The sequence below is a fragment of the Aeromonas sp. S13(2024) genome (assembly GCF_041402405.1).
GTDB lineage: Bacteria > Pseudomonadota > Gammaproteobacteria > Enterobacterales > Aeromonadaceae > Aeromonas > Aeromonas veronii.
Window position 1 is genome coordinate 291640 of record NZ_JBGLRA010000002.1, and the last position, 17706, is coordinate 309345.

At 58.7% G+C, this 17706-nt stretch carries 14 protein-coding genes and 1 tRNA gene; 7 read left to right on the forward strand and 8 right to left on the reverse strand.

Features of this window, described 5'->3' with window-relative positions:
* Positions 1 to 221: 221 nt before the first annotated feature.
* A complete protein-coding gene (gene fadR / locus ACB042_RS05135) occupies positions 222 to 935 on the reverse strand; it encodes a fatty acid metabolism transcriptional regulator FadR (RefSeq protein ID WP_026034983.1) in 714 nt (237 codons plus the stop codon).
* 333 nt (positions 936 to 1268) lie between these two features.
* On the opposite strand from fadR, the gene nhaB reads away from it, so the two are divergent.
* The gene (nhaB, locus tag ACB042_RS05140) at positions 1269 to 2849 is read left to right on the forward strand and encodes a Na(+)/H(+) antiporter NhaB (protein WP_371177955.1); all 1581 of its coding nucleotides are present in this window, start codon (positions 1269 to 1271) and stop codon (positions 2847 to 2849) included.
* A 98-nt stretch (positions 2850 to 2947) separates the two neighbouring features.
* The gene (gene dsbB / locus ACB042_RS05145) at positions 2948 to 3469 is read left to right on the forward strand and encodes a disulfide bond formation protein DsbB (RefSeq protein WP_005336895.1); all 522 of its coding nucleotides are present in this window, start codon (positions 2948 to 2950) and stop codon (positions 3467 to 3469) included.
* 77 nt (positions 3470 to 3546) lie between these two features.
* Here dsbB and ACB042_RS05150 read toward each other — a convergent pair whose 3' ends face one another.
* The 3 genes from ACB042_RS05150 to uvrB form a co-directional block, all read right to left on the reverse strand.
* On the reverse strand, positions 3547 to 4194 hold the full coding sequence (locus tag ACB042_RS05150; protein ID WP_041202713.1) for a DedA family protein: 648 nt from the start codon (positions 4192 to 4194) through the stop codon (positions 3547 to 3549).
* Positions 4195 to 4373: 179 nt separating this feature from the next.
* Positions 4374 to 4631 (reverse strand): YkvA family protein, encoded by a 258-nt coding sequence (locus tag ACB042_RS05155; protein ID WP_201905226.1) that lies wholly within the window; start codon positions 4629 to 4631, stop codon positions 4374 to 4376.
* On the reverse strand, positions 4628 to 6640 hold the full coding sequence (uvrB, locus tag ACB042_RS05160; protein WP_371177956.1) for an excinuclease ABC subunit UvrB: 2013 nt from the start codon (positions 6638 to 6640) through the stop codon (positions 4628 to 4630). Before uvrB ends, ACB042_RS05155 begins: the two co-directional genes overlap by 4 nt.
* Positions 6641 to 6773: 133 nt before the next feature.
* Between uvrB and ACB042_RS05165 the strand changes: the two genes are divergently transcribed.
* Positions 6774 to 6849 (forward strand) — tRNA-Asn (locus ACB042_RS05165).
* A gap of 470 nt (positions 6850 to 7319) precedes the next feature.
* Here ACB042_RS05165 and ACB042_RS05170 read toward each other — a convergent pair.
* Entirely contained in the window at positions 7320 to 7484 is a 165-nt protein-coding gene (locus ACB042_RS05170; protein WP_236271367.1) for a hypothetical protein, read from the reverse strand.
* Between the two features lie 137 nt (positions 7485 to 7621).
* Between ACB042_RS05170 and ACB042_RS05175 the strand changes: the two genes are divergently transcribed.
* Positions 7622 to 9307: an aspartate:alanine antiporter gene (locus tag ACB042_RS05175; protein WP_005336899.1), complete on the forward strand. Its 1686-nt coding sequence runs from the start codon at positions 7622 to 7624 to the stop codon at positions 9305 to 9307.
* Positions 9308 to 9658: 351 nt separating this feature from the next.
* Here ACB042_RS05175 and fabB read toward each other — a convergent pair whose 3' ends face one another.
* Complete coding sequence (fabB, locus tag ACB042_RS05180; RefSeq protein ID WP_005336905.1) at positions 9659 to 10870, reverse strand: beta-ketoacyl-ACP synthase I; 1212 nt, start codon at positions 10868 to 10870, stop codon at positions 9659 to 9661.
* Positions 10871 to 10960: 90 nt separating this feature from the next.
* Here fabB and mnmC point away from each other — a divergent pair, with 90 nt between their 5' ends.
* A complete protein-coding gene (mnmC, locus tag ACB042_RS05185; protein WP_371177957.1) occupies positions 10961 to 12979 on the forward strand; it encodes a bifunctional tRNA (5-methylaminomethyl-2-thiouridine)(34)-methyltransferase MnmD/FAD-dependent 5-carboxymethylaminomethyl-2-thiouridine(34) oxidoreductase MnmC in 2019 nt (672 codons plus the stop codon).
* A 95-nt stretch (positions 12980 to 13074) separates the two neighbouring features.
* Here the strand turns inward: mnmC and ACB042_RS05190 are convergent, their stop codons facing one another.
* Together ACB042_RS05190 and ACB042_RS05195 are read right to left on the reverse strand one after the other, a co-directional pair.
* A complete protein-coding gene (locus ACB042_RS05190; RefSeq protein WP_042055397.1) occupies positions 13075 to 13671 on the reverse strand; it encodes a DUF922 domain-containing protein in 597 nt (198 codons plus the stop codon).
* Between the two features lie 183 nt (positions 13672 to 13854).
* The gene (locus ACB042_RS05195) at positions 13855 to 14319 is read right to left on the reverse strand and encodes a hypothetical protein (protein ID WP_069555799.1); all 465 of its coding nucleotides are present in this window, start codon (positions 14317 to 14319) and stop codon (positions 13855 to 13857) included.
* Between the two features lie 195 nt (positions 14320 to 14514).
* Here ACB042_RS05195 and dcuC point away from each other — a divergent pair, with 195 nt between their 5' ends.
* Both dcuC and ACB042_RS05205 read left to right on the forward strand, forming a co-directional pair.
* Positions 14515 to 15867: an anaerobic C4-dicarboxylate transporter DcuC gene (gene dcuC, locus ACB042_RS05200; RefSeq protein ID WP_005336914.1), complete on the forward strand. Its 1353-nt coding sequence runs from the start codon at positions 14515 to 14517 to the stop codon at positions 15865 to 15867.
* A 91-nt stretch (positions 15868 to 15958) separates the two neighbouring features.
* Complete coding sequence (locus ACB042_RS05205) at positions 15959 to 17605, forward strand: bifunctional UDP-sugar hydrolase/5'-nucleotidase (RefSeq protein ID WP_371177958.1); 1647 nt, start codon at positions 15959 to 15961, stop codon at positions 17603 to 17605.
* Positions 17606 to 17706 lie beyond the last annotated feature (101 nt).

Below are 17706 nucleotides of genomic sequence, written 5' to 3' on the forward strand. Positions count from 1 at the left end.
TATTGGCTCCGCTCTTGATGCCTCCATTTGACCTCAATCAGCGGTTGGGTCCTATGCCACCAAAGTGATAAATGCAGGGTTCATTTGCGCTGGATCAAGCTTTTTGGCCAAATATCCATGCAGTTCAAGCAATTACCATCACCAATCTAGGATAGACACAAACACGGCAGAATAAAAAAACGCGCCGGATGGCGCGTTTCTTGGACAGCACAGGCAAGGGATCAGTTGTCGCACAGATCGCTTGGCATGTCCTGACGCAGGCGGGTCCACAGCTTGCCGGACTCGATACCGTACTGACGCACCGTCATGAACACGGCTTCGTGGTTCTTGGTCTCCGCCAGATTGAGCAGGGTCTTGTAGTAGGCATCTGCGGTCTCGCGGGCCTGCTTGTCGGAGAAGTAGTAGCTGCCGACTCTGCTATACAACCCTTTGAAACCGTTCAGGATCAGGGCGTAGATCGGATTGCCGGAAGCAAACGCCAGCTGGTGGTGCAGGCGATAATCGAACTCGGCATAAGCCTGGGCGTTGTTCTCGACCCCATCGGCGCCACGCAGGATCTCGGCGGCCTGTTCCGGATTGTGACGGATCGCCCCGCGGATAAAGATGGTGCAGATGTGGGTACGGGCGGAGAGCAGCTGAGCTATCAGATCAGGTACCTTGTCCTGATCCAGACGAGCCAACGTCTCCAGAATATTGAGGCCGGAGGTTTCCCAGAAATTGTTCACCTTGGTCGGCTTGCCATGCTGTATGGTCAACCAGCCATCACGGGCCAGTCGCTGCAGCACTTCGCGCAAGGTAGTCCGCGTCACCCCGATCAACTCGGATAATTCACGCTCGGCGGGCAGAATAGATCCGGGAGGAAAGCGATTGTTCCAGATGGACTCGATGATGTATTCCTCGGCAAACCCAGCTGGGCTCTGCGCTTTTATAACCATGAATTGACTCTGTTGTAATGCGTAAAAAGGCTGACGAATGATATCAAAGCGATGATGGCTGGCAAGCATAAGGTCAGTCCTCTGCTCACATATGGCAAATATAGTGTTGGGAATATGTATCTAATCGCCACGAGGGAGCCAGCCAACCCCGACAAGGTGGTTATAAAACAGACAGATGGGCAGAGATCCATCGGCTATCATTTATAATCGTCACGCTTTTTGATTAAAATCACGAGGAATCAGACAGATAAAGGCCAACATCCGGAGGCACAGGTCGAATCATCCTTGACTGCATAGAAGCAGATCCTAACAACAAAGTTGAGACCCATTATCATGCCAATAAGCCTAGGGCAGGCATTCGCCAAGAACTTCTTGGGCAATGCACCACAGTGGTATAAAAGCGCCATCTTGCTATTTCTGGTGATCAATCCGATTGCCTTCCACCTTGATCCTTTCATTGCGGGCTGGTTACTGGTCGTTGAGTTTATCTTCACCCTGGCCATGGCCCTCAAGTGCTACCCCTTGCAACCGGGTGGTCTGCTCGCGATCGAAGCCGTGTTGATCGGCATGACCTCCGCCGATCAGGTCAAGCACGAGCTGGTCGCCAATATCGAAGTGCTGTTGTTGCTGGTGTTCATGGTGGCAGGCATCTATTTCATGAAGCAGCTGCTGCTCTATGTCTTCACCAAGCTGCTGATCGGCGTACGCTCCAAGATCCTGCTCTCCCTCTCCTTCTGTCTGGTCTCCGCCTTCCTGTCAGCTTTTCTCGATGCCCTGACCGTGATTGCCGTGGTGATCAGCGTCGCCACCGGCTTTTACGCTATCTATCACAAGGTCTCGTCCGGCAAGGAGTTTGGTCACAGCCATGACCATACCGATGATAAGGAAGTCGCCGAGCTCAATCGCCAGGATCTCGATGATTTTCGCGCCTTCCTGCGCAGTCTGATGATGCATGCCGCCATCGGTACCGCGCTGGGTGGTGTCTGCACTCTTGTGGGCGAGCCGCAAAACCTCATCATCGGCGAGCAAGCGAGCTGGAACTTCGCCGAATTTGCCATTCGCATGTCTCCCGTCACCATCCCCGTCTTTATCTGCGGACTGCTGACCTGCGTGCTGGTGGAGCAGTTCCGCTGGTTTGGCTATGGTGCCCGCCTGCCAGACACGGTGCGTGCCATCATGGAGGAGTACAACCGCTACGAAGAGGCAAAACGCAGCCCGCAAGACAAGGCCAAGCTGATCGTTCAGGCATTGATTGCGGTCTGGCTGATCGTCGGTCTGGCCATGCACCTAGCTGCCGTTGGTCTGATTGGCCTCTCGGTCATCGTGCTGGCCACCTCCCTGACCGGGATCACCGAGGAGCACTCGCTGGGTAAAGCCTTCCAGGAGGCACTCCCCTTCACCGCCCTGCTGGCGGTCTTCTTCAGCGTAGTCGCCGTCATCATCGATCAGCAGCTGTTCAAGCCGGTGATCCAGCTGGTACTGGCAGCAAAACCGGAGAACCAGCTGGCCCTCTTCTATCTGGCCAACGGGGTGCTCTCCATGGTCAGTGACAACGTCTTTGTCGGCACCGTCTACATCAATGAGGTGAAGACGGCCATGCTCAATGGTGCCATCGACCGCGCCCAGTTCGATCTGCTGGCGGTAGCCATCAATACAGGTACCAACCTGCCGTCGGTCGCCACTCCCAATGGTCAGGCCGCCTTCCTGTTTATGCTCACCTCGGCATTGGCGCCGCTGCTGCGTCTCTCCTATGGCCGCATGGTCTGGATGGCGCTGCCCTACACCCTGGTGCTGGGGCTGATCGGCTTTTTCTCTGTCGAATTGCTGCTTGGTCCTGCCACCGGGTGGTTCTATCAGCACGGATGGCTGGTGATGGAGAGTGCGCTGCCAGCGGTACAGCCGGCGCTGCATTAATCCATTGAGATGGTTTCCGAGGGCCCTTTCAGGGCCCTTTTCTTTTCGGTTCCGCTCTGCTCTAATTCAGCCACTGTTTTTTCTGAGAGATCAATTAGATGATCGAGTTTCTCCGCCGTATCGCCGCCCATCGGCTGGCCTGGGGCTTGTTGGCAGCATCAGCCCTGTTCCTCGAGTTGTGCGCCCTCTTCTTCCAGCATGTGCTGGGCCTCTCCCCGTGCGTGATGTGCGTTTACGAACGGTTGGCGACCCTGGGTGTGCTGGCCGCCGGTCTGCTCGGCATGGTGGCGCCGGATAAGTGGTATGTTCGCTGGAGTGCCATGTTGCTGTGGGGCTACAGTGCCTTCCGCGGCTTCCAGCTGGCCCTCAAGCATGTGGATTATCAGGTTAACCCCTCCCCGTTCAACGTCTGCAGCCCGTTTGCCGACTTCCCGAGCTGGGCTCCGCTCGATCAGTGGCTCCCCTGGCTCTTTATGCCGGAAGGGGATTGTGCCCAGATCACCTGGCAGTTCTTCGGTTACTCCATGCCCCAGTGGCTGGTCGTCATCTTCGCCGCTTACCTGTTGGTCTTCACCGTAGTGGCCATCGGCAATCTGGTGAAAGGGCGCTGCTGCAACTGAGTGTCATGCCCGCGTGGAGATAAAAAGGGGGAGCCATTGTGGCTCCCCCTTTCTCGTTCTGGCTGACCGTATTCTGGTTACGCCTTGGCTGTACTCATCTTGGCCTTGACCGCGCCAATTACCATGGGCAACAGGGAGATACCGATGATGCCGAAGATCAGCAGGGTAAAGTTGTGACGCACCACCGGCAGATTGCCAAAGAAGTGACCGGCATAAACGAAGGAGAGTACCCACAGAAGGCCGCCAACTAGGTTGAACGCCAGGAAGCGCGGATAGGTCATGGCCCCCATCCCTGCCACGAACGGCGCAAAGGTACGCACGATGGGCAGGAAGCGGGTGATGATGATGGTCTTGCCACCATGCTTGGCATAGAAGGCGTGGGTCTTCTCCAGATAGTCGCGGCGGAAGATTTTGGAGTCCGGGTTGCGGAACAGCTGCTCGCCGAAGAAGTGACCAATGGTGTAGTTGACCACGTTGCCCAGCACGGCAGCGATGATCAGCACGGCCGCCAGGGTATGGACGTCCAGCACGCTGCCCACGGTAAGCGCACCGGCAGCAAACAGCAGGGAGTCACCCGGCAGGAACGGCGTCACTACCAACCCGGTTTCACAGAAGATGATGAGAAACAGGATGGCGTAAACCCAGACGCCATAGTTCTCGAACAGCTCTTTCAAATGCACATCAACGTGCAGGATAAAGTCGATTGCAAAGAGGATCAGATCCATTTTTTCCATACCCATAAAGTGAACGGCGTGGAGTCTACGCCAATGCCATTCGGGCGACAATCACCGAGGCAGCCTCTTTTTCATCCCGCAGCGCCCACCTTCAAATGAAACCGTTTTTCCGCTTCCTTCGAGGATGGGAGCACAAAGAGAGATGCCGAGCATGGAGTTGAAAAGGTGAACTAGGAGGCCTGTTCCAGATCGCTGCGCACTGCGGGGGGAAGACAACGCTCCCAGCCCCATAGCAACACCAGCAGCAGGGTCACATCATCGAACCATCCCAGCAAGGGCACCACGTCAGGGATAAGATCCACCGGACTGATGCCATAGAGCAGGATAAGGATCACCATTCCCCTCGCCCACCAGGGGGTACCGGGATGGCGAAAACCCTGATAGAGACGACGCAGTCGTTGCCAAATCAGCCAGCGTTTACGGCTCATGATTCGATCAACTCGCTGCGCAACCGCTGGATCTGATCCCGCAGTGCCGCCGCCAGCTCGAACTCCAGATCCCGGGCATGCTGGAACATCTGCTCCTCCATCCGCTTGATCTCTTTGGCAATCTCGCTGGCAGAGCGGACATGGTACTCCCCTTGCGGCTCGGCTGCCTTGCGCATCCCCTTGCCTGGTTTACCTGCCGTGCGGCTGCCCCCCATGTCCATCACATCGCCAATGGATTTGTTGAGCCCTTTGGGGGTGATCCCATGCTTGAGGTTATGGGCATGCTGCAAGGCGCGGCGCCGCTCGGTCTCCTCAATGGCTACCTTCATCGAGTTGGTGATGGTATCGCCGTAGAGAATGACCTTGCCGTTGAGGTTACGCGCCGCCCGGCCGATGGTCTGGATCAGCGAGCGGGTGGAGCGCAGGAAGCCCTCTTTATCCGCATCCAGAATCGCCACCAGCGACACTTCCGGCATGTCGAGACCTTCCCGCAGCAGGTTGATGCCCACCAGCACATCGAACTTGCCGAGGCGCAGATCGCGAATGATCTCCACCCGCTCGACCGTGTCGATATCGGAGTGGAGGTAGCGCACCTTGACGTCGTGCTCCGCCAGATACTCGGTCAAGTCTTCCGCCATCCGCTTGGTCAGGGTCGTGACCAGCACCCGCTCCTCGACGGCGACCCGCTTGCGGATCTCGGAGAGCAGATCGTCCACCTGCGTGGTCACCGGACGTACCTCGATCTCCGGATCGAGCAGGCCGGTTGGGCGCACCACCTGCTGCACCACATCGCCGCCGGACTTCTCCAGCTCGTAGGGGCCGGGAGTCGCCGAGACAAACACCGTCTGCGGCATCAGCGCTTCAAATTCGTCGAACTTGAGTGGCCGATTGTCCAGCGCCGAGGGGAGCCGGAAGCCGTACTCCACCAGGGTCTCCTTGCGGGAGCGGTCCCCTTTGAACATGGCGCCGATCTGCGGCACCGTGACGTGGGACTCATCGATGATGAGCAGACCGTCCCCCGGCAGGTAGTCAAACAGGGTGGGCGGCGGCTCCCCCGGCGCACGACCGGAAAGGTAGCGGCTGTAGTTCTCGATGCCGGAGCAGTAACCCAGCTCCTGCATCATCTCCATGTCGAACTGGGTACGCTGGCTGATGCGCTGCTCTTCCACCAGCTTGTTGAGGGACAACAGCTGCTCGCGGCGGCTGCGCAGCTCCTCCTTGATATGCTCGATGGCCCCCAGGATGGTCTCGCGCGGGGTGGCGTAGTGGGTCTTGGGATAGATGGTATAGCGCACTACCGTCTGCTCGATGGCGCCGGTCAGCGGGTCGAACTGGGAGAGGCGCTCCACCTCCTCATCGAACAGCTCTACCCGCAGGGCCAGCTTGTCCGATTCGGCAGGATAAATATCGATCACTTCACCACGCACCCGGAAGGTGCCGCGTTGAAACGCCATGTCGTTACGGGTGTACTGCAGCTCAGCGAGGCGACGCAGGATATCCCGCTGGTTGATCACATCCCCCACTTTGAGATGCAGCATCATGCTCAGATAAGCTTGGGGATCCCCCAAACCATAGATGGCCGACACCGAAGCGACGATCACCACGTCGCGCCGCTCCAGCAGCGCCTTGGTGGCCGACAATCGCATCTGCTCGATGTGATCGTTGATCGAGGCATCCTTCTCTATAAAGGTGTCGGTGGTCGGCACATAGGCTTCGGGCTGGTAGTAGTCGTAGTAGGAGACGAAATACTCCACCGCGTTGTCGGGGAAGAACTCCTTCATCTCACCATAGAGCTGAGCGGCCAGGGTCTTGTTGGGGGCCAGGATCATGGTCGGGCGGTTCAGGGTGGCGATGACGTTGGCCATGGTGAAGGTCTTGCCCGAACCGGTCACCCCGAGCAGGGTCTGGTGGGCCAGCCCCGACTCGATGCCATCCAGCAGTTGGGCAATCGCCGTGGGCTGATCCCCGGCGGGTTGAAACTGGCTGGCTAACTTGAACAATTTGCTCATGAACACTCCCGACACAAAACAGCAGAGGAGCAGTGTAACCGAGGGTTTGGCAGCGGTACACCCGTGCCATCATCCCGCGAATGGCTTGACCACCCAGGATACCTTCTGTATGATGCTCCTCCTTGCCTGATGTTCCCCCGTAGTTCAGTCGGTAGAACGGCGGACTGTTAATCCGTATGTCACTGGTTCAAGTCCAGTCGGGGGAGCCAATTCCTCACCATCTCGGTGCAAGTTATCCACTTTAGTGCCCTCTCCTGCCAATTTTAATGCACAAGATCCTTCTTGCTGCTGACGCTCCCTTTTGTTACCCGTCCCGGCTCGACAGAGTTTTCTTCTGTCGCATCTAACTATTTGATTTTTATACAAACATTTTTCTTCCGGTATTTTTTGAACAGCCCTTGCATCCCAGTACTGGCGCGGCTTTCAGGGCGATGAACAAGTTTCATAAACAGGGTTATCCACAGATTCTGTGGGTAAGTGCAGCAAGCCCTGTCAGGACGCGGGATTGCCCTTGATGGCCCCCGGCGAAGAGTCATTTTGCTGGCCAACCTGATTTTATGCTGTTTTTTGCTCCCTCCGGAACCACCTAGTGACAGGCTCTATTGGCACTTTTCAGAAGCATCTTTTTGCCAACCCATGCCCCGTGGGCGAACGGGTAAATATCAAGCTGATTTGCCCCTCAGCCAACCATGGTGGCCATCGGTTGAATCTGCTGAAACTGATCCCCGCCAAGCGGCTGGACAGCAGAATCTAAAATATCGGCCTGCGCCAGAGCACTTCGGTCGCGGGCAGCAGATTTCACTAATTGACAACAACGGTTACAGCAAAAATTGCCAGATTTCATCCGCTTGTCTCCCTATCACGCCGCCGGCTCCACAAATAGCGTCCGATAACGTCCGATTAATCGCTCCCTTGCGCTTCTTTATTGGGGATAGATCCGGCACAATATCGACCCCACTTTTTTCCTCGGTTTTTCCGGGCATGACCATAGATTTCGTGACACTGCTACATCAAAGCGACTCCCTGCTGCTGTTCGTGGTATTGGCCTTCGGCCTGCTGCTTGGCAAGGTGCGAATTGGCAACTTTCAGATTGGCAACACCATAGGTGTGCTGTTTACCGCCCTGCTGTTCGGCCAGATGGGCTTCGAATTTGCAGCCACCACTGAAAACGTCGGCTTTATGCTGTTCATCTTCTGTGTGGGGATCGAGGCGGGCCCTCACTTCTTCAGCGTCTTCCTGCGCGACGGCATCCACTACATCACTCTCACCCTGGTGATCTTGCTGACCGCCCTGCTGCTGACGGTGGGGCTGGCCAAGTTCTTCAATCTGGGGCCGGGTATGGCGGCGGGGATCCTGGCGGGTTCCCTCACCTCGACCCCGGCGCTGGTGGGTGCCCAGGATGCCTTGCGCAGCGGTCTGCTCAACCTGCCCCATCAGACCGATATGCAGGCTGTGCTCGACAATATGGGCATCGGCTACGCCCTGACCTATCTGGTGGGTCTGGTGGGTCTGATGCTGGTGGTGCGCTACCTCCCCTCACTGGCTCGCCTCGACCTCAATACCGAGGCGCAAAAAATCGCCCGCGAGCGGGGTCTCTCCGACAGCGAGAGTCGCAAGACCTATCTGCCCATCATCCGCGCCTATCGGGTGGGCCCCGAACTGGCAGCCTGGATCGGTGGCCGTACCCTGCGGGAGACCGGCATCTATCCCCATACCGGCTGCTATGTAGAGCGGATCCGCCGCAACGGCATTCTGGCCAGTCCCGATGGCGATGCCGTCATTCAGGAAGGGGATGAGATCGCTCTGGTGGGCTATCCCGAGAGCCACGAGAAGCTGGACGTCAACTATCGCAACGGTAAAGAGGTGTTCGACCGCAACCTGCTTGACCTGCAGATCGTCACCGAAGAGATAGTGGTAAAGAATGACTCCGTGGTAGGCCGCCATCTGGTGGAGCTCAACCTCACCGAGAAAGGGTGCTTCCTCAACCGGGTAGTGCGCTCCCAGATCGAGATGCCGTTCGATCGCAACATCATGCTGCAAAAGGGCGACGTGTTGCAGATCAGCGGCGAGAAGCAGCGGGTCAAACTGCTGGCCAACAAGATCGGCTTTATCAGCATCCACAGCCAGACCACGGATCTGGTGGCCTTCACCACCTTCTTCGTACTCGGCCTGCTGATCGGCTCCGTTTCGCTGGTGTTCGGTCAGATCGAATTCGGTCTCGGCAACGCCGTCGGCCTGCTGCTGGCAGGCATTCTGATGGGTTACCTGCGGGCCAACCACCCGACGGTCGGCTATGTGCCGCCCGGCGCGCTCAGATTGGCCAAGGATCTCGGTCTGGCGGTCTTTATGGTGAGCACGGGACTGAAAGCCGGTGGCGGCATCCTCGACCACCTCAGCGAGGTAGGTACGGTAGTGCTCTTCTCCGGCATGCTGGTGACCACCTTGCCGGTGCTGGTAGGCTATCTGTTCGGGGTCTGGGTGCTCAAGATGAACCCGGCGCTGCTGCTCGGTGCCATCACAGGTGCCCGTACTTGTGCCCCGGCGATGGATGTGGTCAACGAGGCAGCCAACAGCTCCATTCCGGCGCTCGGATATGCCGGTACCTATGCGGTGGCCAACGTGATGCTGACCCTGGCGGGTTCCTTTATCATCGGCTTCTGGTTCTAGCCAACAGCCATCACATTACCGCTAACAAAGAAGGGAGCCTCAGGCTCCCTTCTTTCTATCTACTCCGCTAGAGAGATGTAGATCAGGTTCATTGGTGTGGCGTCACCTCCCCCCACCATCTGCGCTGAAATCTGCCACTAACCCACTCTTCCTATTCCACAATGGCCGATGCTCTGCTCTGCTCTGCTCTGCTCTGCTCTGCTCTGCTCTGCTCTGCTCTGCTCTGCTCTGCTCTGCTCTGCTCTGCTCTGCTCTGCTCTGCTCTGCTCTGCTCTGCTCTGCAATGAGTGATGGCAGATCCCGAAGACAAAAAAAGCGCCCTGAGGCGCTTTTTTCATATCAACCGGATGATCAAGCTTTGAACTTGCTGAACACCAGAGAGGCGTTGGTACCGCCAAAGCCGAAGCTGTTGGACATGACAGTGTTGAGTTCGGCCGCTTCGTACTCACGCACGATGGGCAGACCTTCGGCCTTCTCGTCCAGGGTCTCGATGTTGATGCTGGGGGCGATAAAGCCGTGTTCCATCATCAGCAGGGAGTAGACAGCCTCGTGCACGCCCGCAGCGCCCAGCGCATGGCCGGTCATCGCCTTGGTGGCAGAGATCTTGGGACCGTTGGCGCCAAACAGCGTCTGGATAGCTTCCAGCTCTTTGGTATCACCCACCGGAGTGGAGGTGCCGTGGGTGTTGATGTAGTCAACCTTGCCTACACCCTGCATCGCCATCTTCATGCAACGCACCGCACCTTCACCGCTCGGGGCGACCATGTCATAGCCATCGGAGGTAGCACCGTAACCGGTCAGCTCGGCATAGATGTGAGCACCACGGGCCAGCGCATGTTCCAGCTCTTCGATCACCAGAATGCCGCCGCCACCGGAGATAACGAAACCGTCGCGGTTCGCATCATAGGTACGGGACGCTTTTTCCGGCGTGTCGTTGTACTTGGTGGAGAGGGCGCCCATGGCATCAAACTGGATGGTAGAGGACCAGTCCAGCTCTTCACCGCCACCGGCGAAGACCACATCCTGTTTGCCAAGCTGGATCAGCTCAAGCGCGTGACCGATGCAATGAGCAGAGGTGGCGCAAGCTGAGCTGATGGAGTAGTTGACACCCTTGATCTGGAACGGGGTCGCCAGGCAAGCAGAGGTGGTGGAAGACATGGTACGCGGCACCATGTAAGGGCCCACACGCTTGACCCCTTTCTCGCGGGCGATGTCCACAGATTCCGAGGTGTTCTTGCCGGAGGCACCACCTGAACCGACCACCAGGCCGGTACGCTCGTTGGAGACCTGATCTTCCGCCAGACCGGCATCTTCAATGGCCTGCTGCATGGAGAGGTAGGCGTAGGCCGCAGCGTCGCCCATGAAACGCATGACTTTACGGTCGATCAGTTCAGACGGATCGAGTTTGATGTTACCCCAGACACGGCTGCGCAGGTTGTGCTGCTCGAACTGCTCGGAATAGGTGATGCCGGATTTACCTGCTTTCAGGGAGGCCAGCACTTCTTCCTTGTTGTTGCCGATACTGGAGATGACGCCGATACCGGTGATCACTGCTCTTCTCATTAATTCATCTCGTCTGGAAAAACTGGCGCCAAGTCTACCCGCTTTCGGCTGCCAAACTGGTCTGCTTTCACGTAGAATGCCCGCGATTTTGTGACGCGAGCCGAGGAAAACGTGAGTCAAACATCCTTACATCATGCCCGATTGGACTGGAATGAAGCGGGAACTCCTGTCTCCAGTGACTTCGGGGATGTGTACTTTTCCAATGATAACGGTCTAAGTGAAACCCGCTACGTCTTTTTGCAGCAAAACCGGCTACCTGCGCGATTTTCGCACCACGATAGTGACAGTTTCGTGATAGGTGAAACAGGTTTCGGCACAGGCCTTAACTTTCTGGCGACAATGCAAGCCTTCCTGGAACAGGCGCCCCAATCCGGTAACGGCTCCCGTCTGCACTTCATCAGTTTCGAGAAATACCCCCTGACCCAAGACGATCTGCACAAGGCGCTGGCCGCCTGGCATGAACTTGGCCACTTGAGTCAGGACCTTGTCGCCCAGTGGCCGCTGCCGATCTCCGGTTGCCACCGCCTGCATTTTGCGGGCGGCCGCATTCGCCTCGATCTCTGGTTTGGCGACATCAAGGATATGCTGCCGCAGGTGCCTCACCGGGCAGAAGGGTTGGTGGATGCCTGGTATCTGGATGGTTTCTCCCCGGCCAAGAATCCTGAAATGTGGACACAGGAGCTGTTTGATGGTCTCGCTCGCCTCGCCCGTCCCGATTGCTCCATCGCCACCTTTACCTGTGCCGGTTTTGTCCGTCGCGGCCTGATTGCCGCCGGTTTTGCCATGAAGAAGGTGAAGGGCCACGGTAGCAAGCGGGAGATGCTGGTGGGGGATCGCACCGACAAGCAGCCGCAGCTGACCATCGCCCCCTGGTATGCCCGCCCTGCCGGACGCGCTGGCGAGGTGGTGATCATCGGCGGCGGCATCGCCTCGGCCATGACGGCGCTCTCTCTGGTGGAGCGGGGTCGCAAGGTGACGTTGCTGTGCGCAGATGGCGAACCGGCTACCGGCGCCTCAGGCAATCGCCAGGGGGCGATCTATCCGCTGCTCAACGGCGAGCACGATGCGCTGTCACGCTTCTATTCGCTCGCTTTTGGCTATGCCCGCCAACGGCTGCTGGCGTTGGCCGAACGCCATCCTATTGCTTTCGAATTATGTGGAGTGACCCAGCTCGGCTATGACGACAAATCGGCAGCCAAGCTGACGAAAATGAGTCAGGGCCCCTTCCCGTCCGAACTGATGCATCCCCTCTCTACAGCAGAGGTAGAGCAGGTGGTTGGCCTGCCCTGCGGCCACAGCGGCGTCAGTTACCCGCTGGGGGGCTGGCTCTGCCCGGCCGATCTCACCCGAGCAGCCATCAAGGAGGCACAAGCCCGTGGTCTGCTGCAGGTGGAGTACCACACCCAAGTAAGCGCCATTGCCGAGCAGGCCGATGGCTGGCAAGTAGAGAGCCAGGATGGCCGCCACTGGCTGGCTCCCAATCTGGTGGTCGCAGCCGGTCACCAGTTGCCAGCACTGCTCCCCTTTGCCGAGCTGCCCCTCTATCCGGTGCGCGGTCAGGTGAGCCATGTGCCGACCACGGCCAGCTTGAGTCAACTCAACACAGTGCTCTGCTACGATGGCTACCTCACGCCGATGCACAACGATCACCACTGCATCGGTGCCAGTTATGGCCGCAACCAGAGCAGCCTTGAGTTTCGTGCCGAGGAGCAAATCCAGAATCAGGTGCGGTTGCAAGCCTGCCTGCCGGAGCAAACCTGGCCCGCCGAGGTGGATGTGAGCGGCAACGAGGCGCGCGTAGGGGTGCGTTGTGCCAGCCGGGATCACCTGCCGGTGGTGGGGCCAGTGGCCAGATTGCAAGGTCTGGCGGATCACTATGCGCAGTTGCAGCATGATCAGCACAACGCCCAGCCGCTCCCCCTTCACCCCGGCCTCTATATGCTGGGCGCGCTCGGCTCGCGGGGCCTCTGCTCGGCGCCGCTCTGTGGTGAGCTGCTCGCCAGCGAGATCTGCGGCGAGCCCCTGCCGCTGGCCGCCGATCTGCTGGAAGCGCTCCACCCGGCCCGTTATTGGGTACGCAAGCTGCTCAAGGGCAAAGCGCTGGTCTGAACCGGACTCTGCAAGCAAATAGAATGGCCGCCCATCGGGCGGCCATTCTATTTATCAAATCGTGCGATGCTGGCTATTGCGTCTTGAGATAGCGCTCACTTGGGCCAGTGCACCCCAAGCTGTTCACCGTAACCTGTCTGCCGCTGGAATCCGTCGAGCCGTCCCTTGACCTTGCTCAGCTCGCCACTACCTGCAGCCCACGCGGCATAGCGCAGTGCCTGACAATCTGCATGTCCGGGTAGCCCAACAATAGCGCCACCCACCTGATTGGCCCCTTGCAGCACCATCTCCTTGAAGCGGGATTCGTAGTCAAACATGCTGGAGAGCAGCCGCCCCCAGCGCTGACGGGCAGGATCGTTACTGTTAGCACTCTGACGCCAGCGGGGCAGCAACACGGTGGCGTTAGTGGTCACCGTCACCCGGTTGAGCTGGCAGCGCCCCGGCAACTGCTCGGTATCCAGCTGCCAGTCCACCTGATAACTCGCCTTGCCGAGCACTGGCTTGCCATTCACCTTGGGAGCACTCTGGGCAATCGCCCGGGCAAGCTGCTCCGGACTGGTTGCATTGACCTCATAAAAACGGACATTGATGCGGGACTCTGGCACCACTTGCGGCCGGCTCGGCTGAGCCTGACTCATCAGGGGCAACAGCAACAACCCGACCCCCACTACTCCATAAACCTTGCTGACCATGCCAGACTACCTTCCTTGATTGCACGGGCGGAGTACCAACCTTGGTGAACCCCACCGCCACACAGATGACGGGTATAGCCTATGTGTGACGACGAGGCGGCGCAACACAATGATGCGCCCAGAAATCAGAGCACGCTCACAGGTTGCGTGAGCAGAGTATGGCACAAGGGCAAAACTGTATTTTTATTGAGCATGACGGCTGATGCGCTGCCAGTCGAGGTGATAGTTTTTCACATTGATGTCATGACCATCTATCTGAATAAAATGATCATTTTTAAGGCGGTTGGCAAAAAAGTCCTGATCTGCCCCCTCATTGAGCCACAGTTCGCAAAGTCCCCGTTTTCCCTCTTTGGCATAGAATCTCGGGGTGACCAGCAACGCAACCCCATCTACCCGGATGGCATGACGAGCCAGGCAGTTTGCTTCGGTGGTTTTGGATGCCAGCGCGGCAAAACGGGGTCTGTTCCCCTCGGCAACCACCAGTACGCCGTAAGAGTGAGGAGCCATGAGACGCCGCATGGCGACCGCCTGATGAGGACCGGTTTGATGAAAACCGTCATTGGTTACTGCAAACACGCAAGTAGGTGAAAATAGCATCGCAAGCAGGAAAATAGAGCGTTTAATGCCTGAAAAATCACCAACCACCATATAAAAGCCTCAAAAGACAACCAAGGCTGGCAAGGGTAGGTAGCCAAACCCGCTGGGTAAAGTACCTTTACCTTTCTTTAATTCTGTTCATGGGGTTAAACGTTGATTTAGCTCACACAACATCCTGTTTCCAGTCGCCACTCTACCCCTATCGGAATAGACTCCCTCCACTATCATCCAATCAGAAGGCAACATATGCTGGAACTCATCGTTGGCACCCTGGTCACCCTGGTGGTGGGCCGTGCCATTTTCAAAGGATACTCCGCGACCGGGGTGCTGCTGAGCGGCGGCTTGCTGCTGCTGGTCATCACCGCCATGATGGGCAAGCCGGTACTGCCGAGCAAGGTGGTCAGCACCGGTTATATCGCAACCGATATCTTCGAATACGTCCGCTTCCTGCTCAATGACCGTGGCGGTGGACTGGGGATGCTGATCATGGTGCTGTGCGGCTTTGCCGGCTACATGAGCCATATCGGTGCCAACACCATTCTGGTCAAGCTGGCCAGCAAACCGCTCGGCATCATCAAGTCCCCTTATATCTTGCTGGTGGCTGCCTATCTGGTGGCCTGCGCCATGTCGCTGGCGGTCAGCTCCGCTACCGGCCTCGGCGTGTTGTTGATGGCCACCCTGTTCCCGCTGATGGTCAACATGGGGATCTCCCGTGGCGCGGCGGCGGCTGTGTGCGCCTCGCCAGCCGCCATTATTCTGGCACCGACCTCAGGGGACGTGGTGATGGCCGCCCAGGCCGCCAACATGCCGCTGCTGGACTTTGCCTTCAAGCTGACCCTGCCCATCTCGCTGGTGGCGATCGCCTGTATGGCGGTGACCCACTTCTTCTGGCAGCGCTACCTTGATCAAAAATCCGGTGAGCACAACGAGCCGGTCGCCCCGGGTGATCTGGTGACGACTGCGCCTGCTTTCTACGCCATCCTGCCCTTTACCCCCATCATCGGGGTGCTGGTATTTGACGGCAAATGGGGTCCGCAGCTGGATATCGTCACCATCATCGTCATGTGCATGGTGCTGGCCAGCCTGCTGGAGCTGGTGCGGATCCGCAATGGCAAGGAGCTACTGGACGGTCTGCAGGTATGCTGGCGCAACATGGCTGACGCCTTTGCCGGTGTGGTCATGCTGCTGGTCGGTGCCGGTGTCTTTGCCCAGGGTCTGATGACCATCGGCTTTATCGACACCCTGCTGGCCCACGCGCAGGATCTCGGTTCGGGTGGCCTGATCATGATGCTGTCACTGGTAGTGATCACCACCCTGGCCGCCTTCACCACCGGCTCGGGCAATGCCCCCTTCTACGCCTTCGTGGAGCTGATCCCCAACCTGGCCAGCAGCCTTGGCATCAACCCGGCCTATCTGGTGATCCCCATGCTGCAAGCCTCCAACCTAGGTCGTACCATTTCTCCGGTATCCGGGGTGGTGGTCGCCTGTGCCGGGATGGGCAAGCTCTCGCCGTTCGAGGTGGTCAAGCGCACCAGTATGCCGGTCGCCGTCGGCCTGCTGGTGGTGATTGTCGCCACCCAGATCATGGTACCCGCCTAATCGTTGACCAGCCCGGCACCCTGCCGGGCTGGTATCTTCCCCCCCCTTTGCAGTAGACTCGGTGCTCATTTTCCCCCTAAGGAGGACCGAGATGAGTATTACGGTTCAACTTGCCCATTTCAGTGATTGCCACTCCCACTTCGATGGCGCGCCCATGAGCTTCTCCCCTGTCGGTGAAAGTCAGTGGCGCACCCAGTGCGGCGGTTATGCCCGGATCCTGACCCGACTGACCCAACTGCGTGCCAAAGCCGCAGCAGCCGGCCAGCGTTTTCTGTTTCTGCACGGTGGCGACTCCTTTCAGGGCTCTCTCTATTTCAACCGCTTCAAAGGGCGTGCCAACGCCGACCTGCTCGCCATGCTGGCCCCCGATGCCATGGTGCTCGGCAACCACGAGTTCGATCTGGGCAATGGCCCGCTGGTGGAGTTCTTGCGCCAGCTCGATTTTCCGGTGCTGGCCGCTAATCTGGACAACAGTCAGGAGCCTGCCGACACGCCACTCGGGCTGTGGGATATCCCCCACCTCTACGACGCCCATCAGCCCTGGCATCGCCGGGTGATCGACGGGGTTCCCTTTGCGCTGCTGGGGATCACTCTCGCCCAGATGGCCGCCATCGCCAACCCGGATCCCCACACCCGTTTCCACGCGGTCGCCGACACCCTCACCCGGGTGTTGCAGGAGATCAAGCGCGAAGGGATCCACCATATCGTGCTGCTGAGCCACCTCGGGCTGGATCAGGACAAGCTGCTGGCCGAGCGCTTCCCCGAACTCAGCCTCATCATCGGCGGCCATACCCACAGTCTGCTGGGGGATCTCGCGCCGCTGGGTCTGCCAAGTGAAGGCAGCTATCCGCTGATGAACAACGGGGTGGCTATTTTGCATGCTGGCCACAGCGCCCTCTGCCTCGGTGTCTGCGAGCTCACCTTCGATAAGGCGGGCCGCGTCGTGCAGAGTCAGGGTCAGCTGGAGTGGCTCCCTTGGCAGCCCTGGCCGTACGCCTCCACGCCACCTGTCGGGCTCACCTTCTGCGAGCCGGATCCACAACTGGAACAACATCTGGCCAAACGCTACCGGCCGGAGATTGAAACCATGAGCCAGCGCATCGTCACCCGGCTTGCGGCGCCGTTGCCCCATCAGCGGCTACCGGATGCCACCCAGCCCCACGGCAGCCAGCTCGCCCCGCTGGTGGCCCGCGCCATGCTGACCGCCGCCCGTGAACAGGTAGGCGAGGTGGACTTTGCCCTGCACAATGCTGGCGGCGTGCGCTGCTCGCTGGAGCCGGGCCCCCTGAGCGAAGCGGATATCGCCGGTCGCCTGCTGCCATTTGCCATTCCCCTCACCCTCTATCGGGTGCACGGTCACGAGTTGGCGGAGGCACTGGAGAATGCCATCGACAACGCAACCAACAACGGCGTGGTCGGCAATGGCAACGGCAGCTTCCCCTACACAGCAGGGGTGCGATTCACCTATCAGGCCGATCGGCCCAAGGGCCAGCGCATCACCCGACTGGAGTGGGAAGCCGCCCCCGGCCAGTGGCAAGCGGTCAATGCCGAACAGGTCTATCGCGGAGTGTCGAGCGCCTATACCGCCTCCGGCAAGGAGGGTTACACCGCACTGGCGCGGACCCTGACCCAGCACAATCAGGAGCTCGGCATCACCCTGGCCGACGCTTTTATCCGCTGGGCCCGTCACCTGCCGACACTGGAAGCGCAGCCGCCCCTGCTTGAGTACTTCAGTTGATATCGGGGGGATGCTTTGCCACATCCCCCTGACGGCCAATATTGCCGCAGCCAGCGCCCGGTTCCCTGCAAGAACCGGGCTTTTTCGAGAATATTTGCCCC

Excerpts from the sequence above, each read along its gene's own strand:
- fadR (WP_026034983.1), bottom strand. The coding sequence starts at position 935 with ATGGTTATAAAAGCGCAGAGCCCAGCTGGGTTTGCCGAGGAATACATC.
- nhaB (WP_371177955.1), top strand. The coding sequence starts at position 1,269 with ATGCCAATAAGCCTAGGGCAGGCATTCGCCAAGAACTTCTTGGGCAAT.
- dsbB (WP_005336895.1), top strand. The coding sequence starts at position 2,948 with ATGATCGAGTTTCTCCGCCGTATCGCCGCCCATCGGCTGGCCTGGGGC.
- ACB042_RS05150 (WP_041202713.1), bottom strand. The coding sequence starts at position 4,194 with ATGGATCTGATCCTCTTTGCAATCGACTTTATCCTGCACGTTGATGTG.
- ACB042_RS05155 (WP_201905226.1), bottom strand. The coding sequence starts at position 4,631 with ATGAGCCGTAAACGCTGGCTGATTTGGCAACGACTGCGTCGTCTCTAT.
- uvrB (WP_371177956.1), bottom strand. The coding sequence starts at position 6,640 with ATGAGCAAATTGTTCAAGTTAGCCAGCCAGTTTCAACCCGCCGGGGAT.
- ACB042_RS05170 (WP_236271367.1), bottom strand. The coding sequence starts at position 7,484 with ATGAAATCTGGCAATTTTTGCTGTAACCGTTGTTGTCAATTAGTGAAA.
- ACB042_RS05175 (WP_005336899.1), top strand. The coding sequence starts at position 7,622 with ATGACCATAGATTTCGTGACACTGCTACATCAAAGCGACTCCCTGCTG.
- fabB (WP_005336905.1), bottom strand. The coding sequence starts at position 10,870 with ATGAGAAGAGCAGTGATCACCGGTATCGGCGTCATCTCCAGTATCGGC.
- ACB042_RS05190 (WP_042055397.1), bottom strand. The coding sequence starts at position 13,671 with ATGGTCAGCAAGGTTTATGGAGTAGTGGGGGTCGGGTTGTTGCTGTTG.
- ACB042_RS05195 (WP_069555799.1), bottom strand. The coding sequence starts at position 14,319 with ATGGTGGTTGGTGATTTTTCAGGCATTAAACGCTCTATTTTCCTGCTT.
- dcuC (WP_005336914.1), top strand. The coding sequence starts at position 14,515 with ATGCTGGAACTCATCGTTGGCACCCTGGTCACCCTGGTGGTGGGCCGT.
- ACB042_RS05205 (WP_371177958.1), top strand. The coding sequence starts at position 15,959 with ATGAGTATTACGGTTCAACTTGCCCATTTCAGTGATTGCCACTCCCAC.